Here is a 15,777-nt window from a genome sequence, read left to right on the forward strand (position 1 = left end):
TGCGGTTGGCCTCCTGCCGCAGGGGGCATGAACCCGCAACGGAGAGCAGTCGAGCATGGCTCGACTCTACAAAAAGCGAAGGCCGGCTTGCGCCGGCCTTCTGCTGCTTACTTCGCCTTGCCCTGGTTGGCCACGGCTTCGGCGGCCTTCCGCGCCGCTTCCGGGTCGCCCAGATAGCGGAACGACTGCACGGTCAGATCATCATTCAGTTCGAACAGCAGCGGGATGCCGGTCGGGATGTTCAGCTCGAGGATTTCCTCGCGCGAGACATTGTTGAGGTACTTGTACAGCGCGCGCAGCGAGTTGCCGTGGGCGGTGACCAGCACGGTCTTGCCGTCCTTCAGCTGCGGCGCGATGGCGTCATGCCAGTACGGCAGCACGCGGTCCAGGGTCGTGGCCAGCGATTCGGTGCCCGGCAGCGCGTTGCGGTCCAGGCCGGCGTAGCGGCGGTCGTGGATCGGGTGGCCCGGATCTTCCAGGTCCATGGCCGGCGGCGGGATGTCGTACGAACGACGCCACACCTTGACCTGGTCTTCGCCGTGCTTGGCAGCGGTCTCTGCCTTGTCCAGGCCCTGCAGGCCGCCGTAGTGGCGCTCGTTGAGCCGCCAGGACTTGTTCACCGGCAGCCAGTCCTGCTCCAGCTCGGCCAGCGCACCCTGCAGGGTGTGGATGGCGCGCTTGAGCACGGAAGTGTGGGCGACGTCGAACTGCAGGCCTTCCTCGCGCATCAGGCGACCGGCGGCAGCCGCTTCCCGGCGCCCCTGCTCGGTCAGGTCGACATCGACCCAGCCGGTGAAGCGGTTGTCCAGGTTCCACTGGCTCTGGCCATGGCGCAACAGTACGAGTTTACGGGTCACTGCAGGGTCTCCAACGCGAGGAAAGGCAGGCCGCCATTGTAGCCCCGGGCGCCACTCACCGGGCCGTGGCGCCGCGCATGCGATGCTGCGGCCAATGAATACGGTGATTGACCCCGGACGCTGGGAAGGCAGCGTCGCCACTGCCCGCGCGCAGCAGATCCAGCTGGCCGGCCGCGTGGAGCGCCAGGACCGCTTGCCCCGCGACGCGCGCTGGCTGGCCGGGCTGGATGTCGGCTTTGAAGACAACGGCGCCATCACCCGCGCCGCGGCGGTGCTGCTGGATGCGAAGACGCTGCAGCCCGTGGCGCAGGAGATCGCGCGGATTCCTACGGTGATGCCCTACATCCCCGGCCTGCTCAGTTTCCGCGAGCTGCCGGCGCTGCTGGCGGCACTGGCGCTGCTGCCGCAGGCGCCGGATCTGGTGTTCGTCGATGGCCACGGCATCAGCCATCCGCGTCGGCTGGGCGTGGCCGCGCATCTGGGCGTGGTCACCGACCTGCCGAGCATCGGTGTCGCCAAGTCGAAGCTGGTGGGCCGGTTCGTCGAGCCGGGCGCCGAGGCCGGTGCACATACGCCGCTGCTGGAGGGCGATGAACAACTGGGCTGGGTGCTGCGCAGCAAGGTGCGCTGCAAGCCGCTGTTCGTGGCCGGCGGCCATCGGGTCAGTGCCGATACCGCGCTGGCCTGGGTGCAGCGCACCCTGCGCGGTTACCGGCTGCCGGAGCCGACCCGGCTGGCGGATCGGCTCGCCTCGCGACGGGACGAATAGCTGCGCCGGGCATCTCCTCTCCCGGCACGCGCGTTATCTTCGATCAGCGATGCACGTGACCGCGATGGCCCTGCGCGTCCTCGCCGTGGTCATGGCCTTCATGGCCCTCGTGCTCGCCGCCCTTGGCCGGCACCGGCTCACCACAGGCTTCGCCGCAGTGGTCCGCTTCGATCTGCAGTGTCACGTGCTCGATGCCGAAGTCATCGTGCAGGCGCCCGCCCAGTTCACGGCGCAGCGCATCGGCATCGGTGCCGTCGCGCATCACAATGTGCGCGGTCAGCGCCGGCGTGCTGGAAGCAAGCGCCCACACATGCAGGTCATGCACGTCCAGCACCGCAGCGTGACCGGACAGGCTGTCACGCACCCTGGCCACGTCCATGCCCTTGGGTACGCCTTCCAGCAGCACGTTGATCGCCTCACGCATCAACACATAGGTGCGCGGCAGCACCCACAGGCCGATCAGCACCGCCAGGATGGGATCGATCGGCTTCCAGCCGGTCCACTTGATCAACAACGCGCCGGCGATCACCGCCACCGAGCCAAGCATGTCTGCCCACACTTCCAGGTAGGCGCCCTTCACGTTGAGGCTCTCGCCGCTGCCGGCCTGCAGCAGGCGCATCGAGATCAGGTTGATGACCAGGCCCGCTGCGGCAATCACCAGCATGCCCGACGAGGCAATCTCCTGCGGCTCGCGGAAACGCCCAATGGCCTCCCACAGGATGTAGCCAGCGACCACGAACAGCATCGCACCGTTGATCATCGCGCCCAGCGCTTCCAGGCGCGCATAGCCGTAGGTGCGGCGCGCGTCGGGCGGGCGACGGCTCAGCCGTACCGCGACCAGCGCGATCATCAGCGCCAGCGCATCGGTGGCCATGTGCGCCGCGTCGGACAGCAGCGCCAGGCTGTTGGTCCAGAACGCGCCCACCACCTCGACGACGAGGAAGGTGGAGGTCAGGCCGAGCGCCCACCACAAGGGTTTCTCGTGGCGGATCTCGGATGGCAGGTGATCGTGGTCGTGGCCCATGGCAACAGCTCCTTTGCGATGCGGTGCAGGCTACGCCGTGCTGGCGAGGGAGACTATTACGGTGTTTATAACATTGCAGGCGTACCGGTCCGGAGCCGCCAGGCATGCCTGGCGAGCCCCGTGGAACGACGCCGGCCTGGTTCAGAACCCGAAGCGCAGGCTGGCCCAGTACGCGCGGCCCGGCTCGTTATAGGTCGCCGCACCAGCATCACTGCTGTTGGCCTCGCGGAACAGGCGCTTGTCAGCCAGGTTGTTCACACCGAAACCGAAGCTGACCGTGTCGGTCACCTTGTAGCGCGCGCTCACGCCCCAGATGTTGTAGGCGCCGCGATCCTGCAGCGCCACCGACGGATCGCACGTGCCGGTGCAGCGCGGGTCGTTGTTGATGTTGGTGGTGGCCGGCTTCTGCTTGCCGTAGAACGTGCCGGTCAGCAGCAGAGACAGCTTGTCGGTGGCCTGCCAGTCCAGCATCGTGTTGACGGTGTACTTCGGAATCACCGACAGCGGCTGGCCGGTGCTCTTGTTCTCGTTTTCCACCATGTAGGTGAAGTTGTTGCTCCACTTCAGGCGGTTGCCCTGCTCACCCAGCAGCGGGATCACCAGGTTGCCTTCAAGCCCCTGCACGATCGCCTTGGGCGCGTTCTCCCAGCGGAAGATGCGGCCCCTGGTGTCGGCAGTCAGGCCGATCTGGGTGTAGCCGGCCTGGATCTTGTCCTTGTAGTCGTTGTGGAAGTAGGTCAACGACGCCTGCCAGCCGCTCTGCGGTGCCCACTCGATGCCCAGTTCCTTGTTCAGGCTGGTTTCCGCCTTCAGGTCCGCGTTGCCGCGCATGTAGCAGCCGGCGCCCAGGCTCGGCAGTGCATTCGGGCAGCCATTGCCACGGGTGTAATACAGATAGTCCGGATTCGACTGGTACAGGTTCGGTGCCTTGAATGCACGGGCGATACCCCCCTTCACCACCCAGTCGCTGTTGATGCGGAACTGCGCATTGAGGCTGGGGCTGGTGTTGTTGCCGAACTGGCTGTGATGATCGAAGCGCAGGCCCGGGGTGACGATCCAGCGCTCACCCAGGTAGATGTTGTCTTCCACGAACACGGCGGTGGTCTGCGCGTCGGACTTGCCGCGCGCGCGATCGGCCGACAATCCCGGGAGTCCGCCGCCACTGCTGCTGGACTGGCTCATCGAATACGGGTCGGTCAGGCGGCTGTCCAGGTACTCGAAGCCCAGCGTCCAGATGTTCTCGGCACCGCCCAGCGTGGTCGGGAAACTCACTTCGCCATCCAGCTGGTAGTTGCGCAGGCGCGAGGTCGACCAGTCGGTGCCGTTGAAGCTGCCCTCCGGGCCACCGGCCAGGCCTTCGTTGATGCGCGAGTTGTTCACCGCTTCCACCGCGGCCGTCACCCGCGAGGTGACATCGCCCCAGCGGCCACGATGGGTGATCGCGCCGGTGTTGCGGTACATGCGGTTGGTTTCCGCCTTGTCCTCGGCCAGGGCGGCCAGATCGATGCCGGTCGAAGTGCCGGTGGTGCTGACCGCGCGGTCACCCGCATAGATGTTGCCCTGGCGGCTGGTGCCGGCTTCGAACTCGACCACCTGGTTGGCGGTCACGTCCCAGCGCAGCAGCGCGTTGACATCGCGGTTCTTGACGCCCTCGCGGCCAGCCGGCGGCACTGCGTTCGGGTTGGTGGCGTACTGGCGGTTGAGGTCCAGCGAGTCGGCGTCGGTCTTGTTGAGATTGCCGTACAGGCGGAACGACAGGGTGTCGGTCATCGGCCCACTCAGCTGCAGGCCGACACGCTCGCTGCCACCTTCGGCGCTGTGCTCGGGCACCAGCCCGTACAGGTCGACCGCACCGGTCAGGTCGCCGGTCGGGCGCTTGGTGATGATGTTGACCACACCGCCGGACGCACCGGAGCCATAACGTGCCGCCGCCGGGCCGCGCAGCACTTCGATGCGCTCGATCATTTCCGCTGGCACCCAGTTGGTGTCACCGCGGGTATTGCGCTCGCCGCTGCGGCCCATGCGCACGGCATCACGCGCACCGATGCGCTTGCCGTCGACCAGGATCAGGGTGTTTTCCGGGCCCATGCCACGCAGGTCGATCTGGCGGTTGTTGCCGTACTGGCCCGAGGCGCTGTTGCCGGTGAGGTTGACGCCCGGCATGGTGCGCAGCAGTTCGGCGATGTCGTTGGCCGGCGGGCGCCTGGCGATGTCCTCAGCGGTGATGGTCGAAGTGCCCAACGCCTGGCGGGCAATCTGCGAGGCGGTGACATGCACCGTGTCGATATCGGTGGCGTCGGTTTCAGCCTTGGCGGTCAGGGCGCTGCCCGCCAGCAGGGCGGCAACGGCAAGCGCCAGCGGGCGCGGCGAAAGGACAACGGCAGGAGACATGATCTGGACCTTCTGGCAGGGCAACGGGGCCTCTGGCAAAGGGCTTGAGGCAACGACGAGGGGGAGGCGGAGCGTCGCTGCAGTCGCCTGCGGCCCGATCCGTGCGCGTATTCTCCCATCAATGCGAGTGATTCTCAAATGCGTTCACTCATTGCCGCAGCGGCACCGTTGTGCTTTGCCCACCGTGCAACCCTGCATCGCGCGTAAACTGGCCGGCCAACCTGCCATCAACCGTACGCCACCGCGGCCGATACCCGTGGTTTGCCGTACGCAGTCAGAGATCGACGTGGAACCACCCCAACTGGACGATGCCAGCCAGCCGCTGGCCGAGGCCTGGCAGCACTGCCTGCAACAGGCCGGCCCTGCCGCCACCGCGCTGCTGCACGCCGCCGCCGCCGATGCCCCGCCGGCGCTCGCCCAACGCTTCTACGAAGTACTGTTGCAGGACGGGCGTGCCCGCCGCTTCCTGTCCCACGACCAGGTCAAACAGCGCCTGCAGCCGGCCATGCAGCGCTGGCTGGTGCAGCTGCTGACCACCGATGCCGACGGTATTGCCAGCACCGTTGCCTCACAGCGCGTGATCGGCGATGTGCATGCCCGGGTCGGCATTCCGGTCGATCTGGTCACCCGCGGCGCGCGCGTGCTCAAGCACGAACTGTTCGTGCGCCTGCGCGACGACGCGCCCGACAGCGCCACCGCGTTCGCCGCCATCGACTGCCTCAGCGCGATCATGGATATCGCCATGGAAGGCATGACCCTGGCCTACACCCATGCACGCGAGCGCTCCACCCGTGCCGATGCTGCGTACCGGCTGTTCTCGCTGGTGCAGAACGTCGGCACCGAACGCGAGCGCCAGCGCGCACTGCTGCTGGACTGGGAGAACGCCCTGCTCTACGCACTCGCCGGTCATGTGCAGGCCAGCGACAACGCCAGCCTGGCCACCTCGGAGTTCGGCCTGTGGTTCACCCACAAGGGCATCCCCAGCTTCGGCGAAAGCAGCGAAACGCAGCAGGTGGGCCAGTTGATGGCCCGCATTGACGGCCACCTGCGGCGGGCCAGCGGCGATGCCCCGGCACAGCGACTGGCGGTGCTGCCGGCCATCCGCGAGGACCTGGCCGCCATCCGCACCCTGATGACGCTGCTGTTCGAGCGCATCGGTGAACTGGATGCCGGCAGCGATGCGCTGACCAATCTGCTCAACCGTCGCTTCCTGCCCACCGTGCTGCGCCGGGAAATCGAGCTGGCCACGCGCAACCGCACACCGTTCTCGCTGCTGCTGCTCGACCTGGATCATTTCAAGGCAATCAACGACGGCCATGGCCACGATGCCGGCGACCGCGCGTTGCAGCATGTGGCCGGCCTGCTCGGCCAGCTCACGCGTGGCAGCGACTACCTGTTCCGCTATGGCGGCGAAGAATTCGTGGTGGTGCTGGTGGCCGCCAGCGAATCGCAGGCGACCGTGATCGCCGAGAGCCTGCGCCGGCAGATCGCACAGTCGCCGGTAGCGCTGGCCAATGGCCAGGTGCTGGAACTGAGCGCCAGCATCGGCGTGGCCGGTCACGATGGTCATCCGGATTACGAGCGGCTGATGGCACGTGCCGACGCCGCGATGTACGAGGCCAAGCGCAGCGGCCGCAACCGCGTTGTGGTGGCCAGCGAGGCATTGCAGGAGGCGCCGGGCCGGCGTGCGTTGCAGCGCTGAACTGGCGGAAATGAAAAATCCCGGTGGCGGGTAGAGTCGACTGTTAGTCGACTACCGCGCGCAGCGCGGAGCCTTTCGCCGTCGGAGCGAGGAGCAGTCGACTAACAGTCGACTCTACCGGTTCGCGCGCCAGCCGATGCATTGAACGCCACCACCCGCCATGCTGCCCACCACAGCAGCGCCAGCAACGCGATGCCTGCCCCCAGCAGGCACACGGCAGGCCAGCCATGCCGGGCCTGCACCAAGGGTCCGGCCGCCGCGCCGGCACCGCTACCCACGGCATAGAACAGCATATACAAGGCCACCAGACGTCCATGCTGCTCACCCGGCGCGCGCAGCAGCAGCGCCTGGTTCGATACATGCAGCGCCTGCCCACCCAGATCAAGCACGATCACACCGAGCAGCAGCAACCACAGCGATTGCGGCAGGCCCAGCAGCGGCCACCACGCGACCAGCATCAACATCAGCGCGCCGAGGCTGACCCGATGTGCGAAACCGCAGTCCATCCAGTGCCCGACCCGCGCCGCCATCAACGCACCGACCACGCCGGCCAGGCCGAGCGCGCCGATGGCTGCGGTCGACCAGTGCAGCGGCGGTGCCGACAGCGGCAAGGGTGCCGCCGCCCAGAACACGTTGAGGCCGGCAAACAACAGCAACGCCAGCGGCCCACGCTCGCACAGCATTCGATTCCGGCGCAGCATGCCCAGCATCGAGCCCAGCAGCTCATGCCAGCGTGGAGGGACCGACGGCACCGGTACTGCGGGCAAGCGCTGCCACAGCAGCGCCGCCAATGCCGCCATCACCACCGCAGACAGCAGGTAGACCCTCTGCCAGCCAAAGGCCGCCGCCACCGTACCCGACACCACGCGCGCCAGCAGCAGGCCGATGAACACTCCGCCCTGCACCACGCCAACCATGCGACCGCGCTGCTCGGGCGGTGCGAGCGTGGCGGTGTAGGCGATCAGGCCCTGGGTCAGCGCCGTGCCCAGCAATCCGGCCAGCAGCATGCCAGACAACAGCCAGCTCGCCGTGCGTGACGCCGCCAGCCACAACAGGGTCAGCACCAGTGCAATCAGCTGCAGCCGCAGCAGGCGTCGCCGGTCGCTGCGGTCCGCCAGCGGCAGCAGGCCAAGCAGCGCCAGCACGCTACCGGCCTGGGTAGCAGCCAGCACCGCGCCGGTCACGGCCCGGTCCAGCGCAAAGGCGCGTGCAAGCTGATCCAGCAGCGGCTGCGCGTAGTAGACGTTGGCGACGCTGGCGCCGGCGGCAACCGCAAGCAGGACCAGCAGCGGGCGAGGAAGCGATGTGGCACTCATGATGTGGTTGCAATTTGAAACTTGATGCAGGCTACTTCCATTGGTTTTAAACTGCAACTACATCAGAGAGGTCCACCATGCACGCCGACAGTCCCTGTCCTGTAGCCCGCAGTGCCGACCTGCTCGGTGACCGCTGGGCATTGCTGGTGATCCGAGACGCGTTCGACGGCATCACCCGCTTCGGTGATTTCCAGCGCAGCCTCGGCGCGGCGCGCAACATCCTCAGCGACCGCCTGCGCCGGCTGGTCGAGGCCGGCATCCTGCAGCTGCAGCCGGCCTCCGATGGATCGGTCTACCAGGAGTACGTGCTCACCGCCGCCGGCCAGGAACTGTTCCCGCTGCTGGTCGCGCTGCGCCAGTGGGGAGAGCGCCATCGCTTCGGTATGGGCGAAGCCCATTCACAGCTGGTCGAATTGGCGACGCGGCGGCCGCTGCCCTACATGCAGCCACGCGGGCGCGACGGCCAGCCGCTTCAGCCCGCCGCCACCCGCGTACGCAAACTCAAGGACGACGGGCGCGACACCTGACCCGCCCATTCGCGCACACCGACGAACGCCCGCGCCGGTTAGCATCGGTTTTTTCCGCCGCTGGATGCCGCCGATGTCGCGCTATCGCCCTTCCCTGCTGACCGCCCTGCTGTTGCCCCTGCTGGCCTGCGCCACAGCAACCATGCAGGCCCGCGAGGTTGCCGCGCCCGCCGACCACGTGCAGGCCGATGGCCCCTATGTGTTCCGCCAGGGCAACCAGCTGCAGGCCAGATGGATCTGCGACGACAAGGTCGAGTCGCACACGCTTGCCACGCAGGCCTCAGGCACCGACATCGCCCCGCGTTGCGGCTACGAACACAGCGTGCACGTGGCTGCACCCAATGCGCCTTCGATCTCCGTGTTGCCGGCCGTGCCGCGCATCGTTGCGCTGTCCGACATCCACGGCCAGTACGGGCTGCTGGTGCGCCTGCTGCGCGCCAATAAGGTGATCGACGCACAGGACAGCTGGGCGCTGGGCAAGGACACCCTGGTCATCGCCGGCGATGTGTTCGACCGTGGCCCACAGGTGACCGAAGCGTTCTGGCTGCTTTACGGCCTGCAGCAACAGGCGGCTGCCGCCGGTGGCGCGGTGCACTTCGTGCTTGGCAACCACGAGACCATGGTGCTGTACGACGACCTGCGCTACGTCAACCCGAAGTACCTGCGCAGTGCCCAGCTGCTGGGGCGCAGCTACCCGCAGCTGTATGGCGCCGACTCGGTGATCGGCCAGTGGCTGCGCACCCGCCCGGTGCTGCTGAAGATCGGCGACACCCTGTTCCTGCACGGCGGAATTTCGCCCGAAGCAGTACAGCTGGCGCTGGACCCGGCGCGCACCAATGCGGCCTACCAGGCCTCGCTCGGCCTGCCCAAGGACGAAGTGAAGGCCGACCCGGACACCGCACCGCTGTATGACGGCAAGACCAGCCCGATCTGGTACCGCGGCTACTTCGATGGCCGCCTCGACACCGCAGGGGTGCAGAAGGTGCTCGACCGCCTGCAGCTCGCGCGCATCGTGGTCGGCCACACTTCGATGCCGCACGTCAGCAGCTTCCATGGCGACCGCGTGATCGCCATCGACAGCAGCATCAAGAACGGCGAGAACGGCGAACTGCTGTTCATCGAAGATGGCAAACTCAGCCGTGGCCTGCTTGACGGTTCGCGGGTGCCGCTGGCGCAGGGCGAGCCGGGCCTGCAGGACTGAATGGCCGGAAAGCGCGAGCGCGACCGACGGCGCCGGCGCGCTCCACCTTCACCCGGTTTGCGGCTACCCTCGGCAGCCGAGAGAGGCCCACCCCGTCCATCCGGCGGGCCAGACCGTTACAGGAGCCCCCGCGCATGCGCGTTCTGATTGCTGAAGACGACCCGGATATCGCCTCCGGCCTGTGCGCCTCGCTGCGCCGGCAGGGCCATGTGGTCGACCACGTCGACAATGGCGCGCACGCCGACGCCGCGCTGGGCTCGACCCAGTACGCGCTGCTGGTGCTGGACCTGGGCCTGCCGCAGCTGGATGGCCGCGACGTTCTGCAACGCCTGCGCCAGCGCGGCGATGGTCTGGCGGTGCTGGTGGTGACCGCCCGCGATGGCCTGGCCGAGCGCGTGCGCGTGCTCGACCTTGGCGCCGATGACTACCTGGTCAAGCCGTTCGCACTGGACGAATTCGAAGCGCGCGTGCGTGCGCAGCTGCGCCGGGTCACCAGCAATGGCAACCCGGACCTGCGCATCGGCCGCCTGCGCATCGACCTGGCCGGGCATCGGGTGTGGATCGACGACCAGTCGCTGGAACTGACCGCGCGCGAGTTCGGCCTGCTGTCGGCACTGGCGGTACGCGCCGAGCGCATCGTGTCGCGCGCGCAACTGGTGGAAGCGCTGTGCGACTGGGGCCAGGACCTCACCGACAACGGCCTGGACATCGCCCTGCACCGCCTGCGCCGGAAGTTGCAGCCCGGCGGCATGGGCATCCGCACCGTGCGCGGGCTGGGCTACATGCTGGAAGACGCGCAGGACGACGGCACCCCGTGATCAGTGGACCGCCCAGCCTGCGCCGGCGCCTGCTCGCCTTCCTGGCGTTGCCGATGCTGGGCCTGCTCACCTTCAACACGATCCTGGCCTATTACGTTGCGCTGGACTACTCCAACCGCATCCACGACCGCAACCTGATCGACGACACGCATTCGTTCGCACAGATGCTGAGCACCATGCCGGTGACCAGCGACCTGTCTCCGCAAGCGCGCTTCCTGATCGAGTACGACCCCGACGGCCATCGCTATTTCAACGTCGACAGCAGCCGCATGGGTACGCTCAGCGGCAATGCAGACTTCAGCCCGTATGCCCCTTCGCAGGACTGCACCGGCGTGCATCCGGCGCTGTACGACGGCAACCTCAATGGCCAGCAGGTGCGCATGGCCACCGTCTGCACGCAGGCGATGAACGATCCGCAGGACCAGCTGGCGGTGACCGTGGCCGAGAGCATGGCCGACCGCCGGCAGCGTGCGCGCGAGATCCTGATGATCATCATCCCGCTGATGACCATGCTGGCGCTGGGTACCGCGGCGCTGGTCTGGTTCGGCGTGACGTACGGCCTGCGCATCCTGACCCCGCTGAGGACCCGCCTGGCGCAGCGCCGCGGCGAACTGGCGCCGATCTCCGATGCCGACGTACCGGAAGAGATCCAGCCGCTGATCAGCACCATCGACGATCTATTCGCGCGCCAGGCGGAAATGATCACCCTGCAGAACCGCTTCATCGCTGATGCCGCGCACCAGCTGCGCTCCCCATTGGCGGGCATGGCACTGCACGTGGACCAGGCGCTGGCGCACGGCGACCCGGACACGGTGCGCGAGGCACTGCAGCACATCCGCCGGCTCAACCAGCGCACGGCACGGGTCAGCACCCAGCTGCTGGCGCTGAGCCGGGCACAGACCGAGCCGGAAACGGTCGAGGCATTGGATCTGGGCGTTCTGGTACCGCAGTGGGTCGGCATGCGGGTACCGGAAGCAATCCGTGATGGCATCGATCTGGGCTACCGCGGCAGCCCCCATCCGCTGCGTGTACTCGGCAACGGCGCCATGCTGCAGGAGGCGCTGGACAACCTGATCGACAACGCCCTTCGTTATGCCGGCCGCAATGCGACGGTCACGGTGGGCGTGCATGCGTTGGACGACAATGATGTCGAACTGTATGTGGAAGACAACGGTCCCGGCGTGCCCGACGACGTGATGCCACGGCTGGGCGAGCGCTTCTTCCGGGCGCCGGGCACCGCTGCCAGCGGCACCGGCCTCGGCCTGGCCATCGCGCATGAGGCGGTGGAGCACTTCGGCGGCCGCCTGAGCTTCCTGAACCGCCCCGGTGGCGGATTGAAGGTCGCCATCACGCTGCCGCTGCTGAAGGCGCCCTGACCCGGCCCGGGGCGCTGAAAGGCTGGCGAAAATCGCGCTTGCGATCCTGCCATCCCCACTGCCGTCCCGGAGCCGCCAGGTGACCGAATCGCACGACTTCTTCCTCCCCGGTGGCCCACAGGGCGTGCTGCTGGTCCATGGCCTGACCGGCACCCCGGCGGAAATGCGCATGCTGGGCAAAGGGCTGAACAACGCCGGTTTCACCGTGCACGGCGTGCAGCTGCCCGGCCACTGCGGCAGCGTGGATGACCTGCTGGCGACCACCTGGGAACAGTGGTACCAGGGCGTGGAAGATGCGGCGGCAACCCTGCGCGGCAAGGTTGACCAGCTGTTCGTCGGCGGCCTGTCGATGGGCGCGGTGCTGTCGCTGGCCCTGGCTGCCCGGCGCCCGGAATGGGTGTCCGGGGTCGGCGTGTACGGCGCCACGTTCCGTTACGACGGCTGGAACATTCCCGCCGTAGCCCGCTTCTCGTTCCTGCTGCCGTGGTTCAAGCGCTTCAACATCGGCCGCGACCGCATGTTCATGGAAGAACCGCCGTACGGCCTGCGTGACGAGCGCCTGCGTGCGCAGGTGAGCGCCGCCATGCTGTCCGGCGACAGCGCCGCCGCCGGCCTACCGGGCAACCCCTGGCATGCGCTGGCCGAGATGCGTGCGTTGAGCAACTGGACCCGACGCCATCTGCACCAGGTCACCGCACCGTGCCTGGTGATGCACGCCCGCGAAGACGACGTGGCCAGCATGGGCAACGCCGAGCTGGTGATGTCGCGGGTCAGCGGTCCGAAGGAACTGGTGGTGCTGGAAGACAGCTACCACATGATCACCATCGACCGCGAACGCCGCGACGTGATCCGCCGCAGCGCGCGCTTTTTCACCGAGATCGGTGAACGCACGGGCGTGCTCAAGGCGGTGGCCTGAAATGGGGGCACTTGCCACGCTGCTGTGGCTGGCCAATGTGGTACTCGATACCGGTGGCCAGCTCGCCTTCAAGGCCGCCGCCAGCGATCCGCAGGAAGGCGAAGGACTGCAACGCTGGAAACACATGCTCAGCCGCCCCTGGCTGTGGATCGGCATCGCCTGCTACGTGCTTGAGTTTGTCGCCTGGATCGCATTCCTGTCGCTGGTGCCGTTGTCCAAGGGCGTGCTGTTGGGCTCGATCAACATCGTCGCGCTGATGATCGCCGGCCGTTTCCTGTTCCGCGAGAAACTCACGCCGCTGCGGGTGACCGGCATGTTGCTGGTCACGGCGGGCGTGGCGGTGGTGGGGGCCGGCTCATGAGGCGCCTGTATGTCATCGGCTTCCCGCTGCTGATGGCCTTCGACACGCTGGCCCAGCTGTGCTTCAAGTACGCTGGCGATGCCGCGCTGCCGGTCGAGGCCAACACTGCGTGGCTGCTGCGCGTGCTGTCGCAGCCGTGGGTGTACGGCGCCATCCTCGGCTACGTGGGTGCGTTCTTCACCTGGATGAGCCTGCTGCGGCATGCGCCGATCGGCCCCGCATTCGCCGCCTCGCACCTGGAAGTGATCAGCGTGCTGCTGCTGTCGGCGTGGCTGTTGAACGAGCCGCTGACGCTGCACCATCTGCTCGGTGCGGTGTTGATCGTGGCCGGCATCGTCTGCCTCGGCCGCGCGGAAGCCGACGACCCGCACAGCCCCGCCGAAAGCGCCGCGTGAGCACCCTGCGATGAGCCTGTTCGCGCGCGAACTGCCACCGACGGCTGGCCTGCCGATGCAGGCCAGCGATTTCCTGCCCGGTGGTGGCGACCTGCGCGCGATCCTGGCCAGCCAGCTCGGCACACCGCCGCTGCAGTTGACCTGTTCCGGCACACACGCGCTGCTGATCGCACTGCGTACGCTGCGCAAGCGTGCGCCCAAGCGCGACACCGTGATCCTGCCGGCCTATACCTGCCCGCTGGTGCCGATCGCGGTGCACAGCCTGGGCCTGCGCGTGCAGCTGTGCGATACCCGCCACGGCCATTTCGACTTCGACCCCGGCCAGCTCAAGCGCCTGGCCGACGCACGCACGCTGGCAATCCTGCCCACCCACCTGGGCGGGCGCATCGCCGATGTCGAGCTGGCCTGCGAGGTTGCGCGCGGCGCTGGCGCCTGGGTGATCGAGGATGCCGCGCAGGCGCTCGGTGCACGGGTCGGCAGCAGCAGTGTCGGCCTGCGTGGCGATATCGGATTCTTCAGCCTGGCCGCCGGCAAGGGCCTGAGCCTGCACGAAGGCGGCCTGCTGGTCAGCCGCGATGACGAGCTGCGTGCCGCGCTGGCCGGACATGCCGCCGAACAGGTGCGTTCCAGCCTGCGCTGGGAACTGCTGCGCAGTCTGCAGCTGCTTGGCCTGGCCGCTTGCTATCGGCCATCGCTGCTGTCGTTGGTGTACGGCAATCCGCTGCGCAGTGCGTTGCAGCGTGGCGACCTGGAAGAAGCGGTCGGTGACATTTTCCCGCTGCAGATTCCGCAGCACCGGGTCAGCCAGTGGCGGCAGAACATCGGTGCCCATGCCGCGCGGCGCCTGCCGGCCTTCCTGCAGGCAGGGCGCCTGCGTGCATTGCAGCTGCGCGTGCAGCTGGCACAGCTGCCAGCCGTTGAGGTGGTCGACGGCCTTGCCGGTAGCGGTGGCACCTGGCCGATGCTGATGCTGCTGCTGCCCAGCCAGCGCGCCCGCGATGCCGTAATGAAAGACCTGTGGCCACGCGGGCTCGGCGCCAGCCGCATGTTCATCCATGCCCTGCCCGACTACGCGTACCTGCGCGGCATCGTGCCGCAGGACGACATGCCCAACGCACGCGACTTCGCCGCACGCATGCTGACCCTTGGCAACAGTGCCTGGCAGACCCGTGAAGAGACGGCCGAAATACTGCAGGTGCTGGCCCGCGCGTGACTTCAAGACGCACGGATGGACTGCACCTCACGCATTCATCCATGCACCTTCCTGAACGCTTTCCCAGCCCGTCAATGAAGCCTTTCAACAGGAAAGGAACGAGAAAGGCGGCCTGCCTACATTGAGTCTGCCCCGGCATCGGGCCGGGCGCTTCTTTCATCGACGGACCTGCCCATGCACTGGAGCATCCTGTGTGACTTCGATGGCACCATCAGCCTCGAAGATGTCATCGACTCGCTGCTGGAAAAGTACGGCCAGCCGGGCTGGCAGAAACTGGAAGACCAATGGAAGGCTGGAAAGATCGGCTCGCGTGAATGCATGCAGGGCCAGGTGCGGCTGCTGAAGCTGGACCCGGCCACGCTCGATGCGCACCTGGACCAGGTGCAGATCGATCCGGGCTTCGTCGCCTTCGTCGCCCGCGCCGAGCAGCTGGGCGTGCCGCTGCGCATCGTCAGCGACGGCCTGGATTATGCGATCCACCGCATCCTCGCCAACCATGGCCTGTCGCGACTGCCGGTGGTGGCCAACCACCTGCGCTGGTGCGGGGACCACTGGGAACTGGAATCGCCCTACCAGGCCGAAGGCTGCCGCAGTGGCACCTGCAAATGCACCTGCGCCGCGCAGGCGCGCGCCAACGAAGCACCGCGCGTGCTGATGATCGGTGACGGCAGCTCGGATTTCTGCGTATCCGAAGATGCCGACTTCGTGTTCGCCAAGCGCCGCCTGATCACCCATTGCGCCAATGCCGGCATCGGGCATGCCGCCATCGCTACCTTCCACGATGCAATCGCGCTGTTGCCGCGCCTGCTCGATGGCAGCCTGCTGCAGCCACGCCGCATCGACGCCAGCCCGCAGCCCACCGCACTGCCCCTGCTGCTGGCCACCGCCTGAGCACGCCCCCGCCACCTCTT

General features: G+C 67.5%; 15 protein-coding genes. 11 read left to right on the top strand and 4 right to left on the bottom strand.

The window, feature by feature from the left end; translation table 11 throughout:
- Positions 1-107 precede the first annotated feature (107 nt).
- Positions 108-857 (bottom strand): 2,3-diphosphoglycerate-dependent phosphoglycerate mutase, encoded by a 750-nt coding sequence (gene gpmA / locus RI032_RS02795; RefSeq protein WP_019337589.1) that lies wholly within the window; start codon positions 855-857, stop codon positions 108-110.
- 94 nt (positions 858-951) lie between these two features.
- Here gpmA and nfi point away from each other — a divergent pair, with 94 nt between their 5' ends.
- A complete protein-coding gene (nfi, locus tag RI032_RS02800) occupies positions 952-1,626 on the top strand; it encodes a deoxyribonuclease V (protein ID WP_322547814.1) in 675 nt (224 codons plus the stop codon).
- A 43-nt stretch (positions 1,627-1,669) separates the two neighbouring features.
- Here the strand turns inward: nfi and RI032_RS02805 are convergent, their stop codons facing one another.
- Together RI032_RS02805 and RI032_RS02810 are read right to left on the bottom strand one after the other, a co-directional pair.
- Entirely contained in the window at positions 1,670-2,650 is a 981-nt protein-coding gene (locus RI032_RS02805) for a cation diffusion facilitator family transporter (RefSeq protein WP_010483164.1), read from the bottom strand.
- 141 nt (positions 2,651-2,791) lie between these two features.
- Complete coding sequence (locus RI032_RS02810) at positions 2,792-5,041, bottom strand: TonB-dependent siderophore receptor (RefSeq protein ID WP_010483166.1); 2,250 nt, start codon at positions 5,039-5,041, stop codon at positions 2,792-2,794.
- A 286-nt stretch (positions 5,042-5,327) separates the two neighbouring features.
- On the opposite strand from RI032_RS02810, the gene RI032_RS02815 reads away from it, so the two are divergent.
- Entirely contained in the window at positions 5,328-6,743 is a 1,416-nt protein-coding gene (locus RI032_RS02815; RefSeq protein WP_322547815.1) for a GGDEF domain-containing protein, read from the top strand.
- Between the two features lie 101 nt (positions 6,744-6,844).
- On the opposite strand, the gene RI032_RS02820 is transcribed toward RI032_RS02815, so the two are convergent.
- Positions 6,845-8,059: an MFS transporter gene (locus tag RI032_RS02820; RefSeq protein WP_322547816.1), complete on the bottom strand. Its 1,215-nt coding sequence runs from the start codon at positions 8,057-8,059 to the stop codon at positions 6,845-6,847.
- A 77-nt stretch (positions 8,060-8,136) separates the two neighbouring features.
- Between RI032_RS02820 and RI032_RS02825 the strand changes: the two genes are divergently transcribed.
- The 9 genes from RI032_RS02825 (at position 8,137) to RI032_RS02865 (ending at position 15,757) form a co-directional block, all read left to right on the top strand.
- The gene (locus RI032_RS02825) at positions 8,137-8,586 is read left to right on the top strand and encodes a winged helix-turn-helix transcriptional regulator (protein WP_322547817.1); all 450 of its coding nucleotides are present in this window, start codon (positions 8,137-8,139) and stop codon (positions 8,584-8,586) included.
- Positions 8,587-8,659: 73 nt separating this feature from the next.
- The gene (locus RI032_RS02830) at positions 8,660-9,787 is read left to right on the top strand and encodes a metallophosphoesterase (RefSeq protein ID WP_322547818.1); all 1,128 of its coding nucleotides are present in this window, start codon (positions 8,660-8,662) and stop codon (positions 9,785-9,787) included.
- 134 nt (positions 9,788-9,921) lie between these two features.
- Complete coding sequence (locus tag RI032_RS02835) at positions 9,922-10,605, top strand: response regulator (RefSeq protein ID WP_019337583.1); 684 nt, start codon at positions 9,922-9,924, stop codon at positions 10,603-10,605.
- Positions 10,602-11,981, top strand: coding sequence for a sensor histidine kinase (locus RI032_RS02840; RefSeq protein ID WP_322547819.1), 1,380 nt, complete (start codon positions 10,602-10,604; stop codon positions 11,979-11,981). Before RI032_RS02835 ends, RI032_RS02840 begins: the two co-directional genes overlap by 4 nt.
- A 79-nt stretch (positions 11,982-12,060) precedes the next feature.
- On the top strand, positions 12,061-12,897 hold the full coding sequence (locus RI032_RS02845) for an alpha/beta hydrolase (protein ID WP_010483180.1): 837 nt from the start codon (positions 12,061-12,063) through the stop codon (positions 12,895-12,897).
- A gap of 1 nt (position 12,898) precedes the next feature.
- A complete protein-coding gene (locus RI032_RS02850; protein ID WP_012479558.1) occupies positions 12,899-13,258 on the top strand; it encodes an EamA family transporter in 360 nt (119 codons plus the stop codon).
- Positions 13,255-13,653 carry a DMT family transporter gene (locus RI032_RS02855; RefSeq protein WP_019337581.1) on the top strand — a complete coding sequence of 133 codons (399 nt, stop codon included), beginning with the start codon at positions 13,255-13,257 and terminating at the stop codon, positions 13,651-13,653. Before RI032_RS02850 ends, RI032_RS02855 begins: the two co-directional genes overlap by 4 nt.
- 10 nt (positions 13,654-13,663) lie before the next feature.
- Positions 13,664-14,866, top strand: a complete 1,203-nt coding sequence (locus RI032_RS02860) for a DegT/DnrJ/EryC1/StrS family aminotransferase (RefSeq protein WP_322547820.1) — start codon at positions 13,664-13,666, stop codon at positions 14,864-14,866.
- Positions 14,867-15,040: 174 nt separating this feature from the next.
- Positions 15,041-15,757, top strand: coding sequence for an MtnX-like HAD-IB family phosphatase (locus RI032_RS02865; RefSeq protein ID WP_322547821.1), 717 nt, complete (start codon positions 15,041-15,043; stop codon positions 15,755-15,757).
- Positions 15,758-15,777 lie beyond the last annotated feature (20 nt).

Source organism: Stenotrophomonas geniculata (genome assembly GCF_034508895.1).
Taxonomy (GTDB): domain Bacteria; phylum Pseudomonadota; class Gammaproteobacteria; order Xanthomonadales; family Xanthomonadaceae; genus Stenotrophomonas; species Stenotrophomonas geniculata.

Coding starts and splice junctions, on each gene's coding strand:
- nfi (WP_322547814.1), top strand. CDS start 952: ATGAATACGGTGATTGACCCCGGACGCTGGGAAGGCAGCGTCGCCACT.
- RI032_RS02805 (WP_010483164.1), bottom strand. CDS start 2,650: ATGGGCCACGACCACGATCACCTGCCATCCGAGATCCGCCACGAGAAA.
- RI032_RS02810 (WP_010483166.1), bottom strand. CDS start 5,041: ATGTCTCCTGCCGTTGTCCTTTCGCCGCGCCCGCTGGCGCTTGCCGTT.
- RI032_RS02820 (WP_322547816.1), bottom strand. CDS start 8,059: ATGAGTGCCACATCGCTTCCTCGCCCGCTGCTGGTCCTGCTTGCGGTT.
- RI032_RS02825 (WP_322547817.1), top strand. CDS start 8,137: ATGCACGCCGACAGTCCCTGTCCTGTAGCCCGCAGTGCCGACCTGCTC.
- RI032_RS02830 (WP_322547818.1), top strand. CDS start 8,660: ATGTCGCGCTATCGCCCTTCCCTGCTGACCGCCCTGCTGTTGCCCCTG.
- RI032_RS02835 (WP_019337583.1), top strand. CDS start 9,922: ATGCGCGTTCTGATTGCTGAAGACGACCCGGATATCGCCTCCGGCCTG.
- RI032_RS02850 (WP_012479558.1), top strand. CDS start 12,899: ATGGGGGCACTTGCCACGCTGCTGTGGCTGGCCAATGTGGTACTCGAT.
- RI032_RS02855 (WP_019337581.1), top strand. CDS start 13,255: ATGAGGCGCCTGTATGTCATCGGCTTCCCGCTGCTGATGGCCTTCGAC.
- RI032_RS02860 (WP_322547820.1), top strand. CDS start 13,664: ATGAGCCTGTTCGCGCGCGAACTGCCACCGACGGCTGGCCTGCCGATG.
- RI032_RS02865 (WP_322547821.1), top strand. CDS start 15,041: ATGCACTGGAGCATCCTGTGTGACTTCGATGGCACCATCAGCCTCGAA.